Origin of the sequence: Micromonospora sp. KC723 (assembly GCF_004348595.1) — a bacterium.
Classification (GTDB): domain Bacteria; phylum Actinomycetota; class Actinomycetes; order Mycobacteriales; family Micromonosporaceae; genus Micromonospora.
This window is the reverse complement of record NZ_SMKD01000273.1, coordinates 1-1,273: the sequence shown is the minus strand read 5'-3', so window position 1 is coordinate 1,273 and position 1,273 is coordinate 1. Positions and strand designations below refer to the sequence as shown.

1 protein-coding gene and 1 pseudogene are annotated in these 1,273 nt (G+C 75.6%); both read left to right on the top strand.

The window, feature by feature from the left end; translation table 11 throughout:
• The first annotated feature begins 198 nt into the window (after positions 1 to 198).
• Entirely contained in the window at positions 199 to 693 is a 495-nt protein-coding gene (locus E1165_RS28600) for a winged helix-turn-helix domain-containing protein (RefSeq protein WP_371687415.1), read from the top strand.
• A gap of 276 nt (positions 694 to 969) precedes the next feature.
• Positions 970 to 1,273 (top strand): annotated as a pseudogene (locus tag E1165_RS28595) (winged helix family transcriptional regulator); the annotation flags it as partial.

Here is a 1,273-nt window from a genome sequence, read left to right as displayed (position 1 = left end):
GACCCATCCCCGCCCGTCCACCTCGCCCCCGGTGACCGCCGGCCGGGCGTCGCGCTGACCGTCGCGCCCCACCGGGCGTGGCGGACCACCCCGCCACTTCAGGAGGCCCCGATGTCCGTCGTCGCCATCACCCCGCGTCCGCACCCGCCGGGCCGCCCCGACCGGGCGGCGTCGAGCCGGCCCCGCACCACTCCGACGCTGACCATCACCGTCGACCTGGCCGCCGCGGCCCTGACCCCCCGGCTGGCCCGCCTCGTCGACCTGCTCGGCGAACTGGCCGAGGCCGGCGAGGGCGTCGTACGGCTGGCGGAGCCGGCCGGCCCGCGAGCGGTGCCCGCCCTGCCGGCTGTCCGCCCGGCTGCGGCGGCCGAGCCGGACCACGACCACCCGGAGACCCTGCACGTGCTGGCCGGCACCCGCGTGGTCCGCCGGGGCGACCGGGACGTCCCGCTCACCCGGATCGAGTTCGACCTGCTGCTCTTCCTCACCGAGCACCCCCACCGGGTGTTCACCCGGCTCCAGTTGCTGCACCACGTCTGGGGCTACGAGCACGCGGTGGCGCGCACGGTGGACGTGCACGTCCGCCGGTTGCGCGCCAAGCTCGGCGCCGACACGCCCCTGGTGACCACCGTGCACGGCGTCGGTTACCGCCTCGCCGACGAGGCGCGGGTCCGGGTCGACCGGTGCCGTTGATCCCGGCCCGCGCGGCGCGCCCGGGACCCTCCGCCCCGGTGCGCCGCGCCCCGACCCGGCGCTGTGCGCGAGGTGGGTACCCCCATAGCGATCCGCGATGGTGACTCTGCTGTAATCATCTGGCTCGTACGCAGAGCGAGGGTTCGGCTGCGATGTGTTCGTCAATTGTCACATTCATGCAACGTGGCTGGCCCTTGACCCTCGCTCGGGGGCCCGGAAGCATCGATGAAGCGGCGTCCCGGGCCGTGGGATTACCCGGACCAGCCAAGGAGGACCATGTCGGTCAGCCCCGCCTCGTCGCGCGCCGGATGGCATACGTCCCAACCCGCGGTCCCCGGTCGTCCCCCCGGTGGCCAGCGTCGCCCGGCCAACACCGCGGCCCCCGTGCTCACCGTGACCCTGTCCATCCCGCTGGCCAACGAGGAGGCGCTGACCCCACCGGCCCGGCGGCTGCTCGAGGCCGCCCGCGAAATGCTGGAGCGGGGCGAGGGCACCATCACCACGACCGGGGTGCCGAACGAACGCCGGCCCGAACCGGTCCCGGCCGGTCGCGGCGCGGCCCGCCCGCTCGCCCCCACCA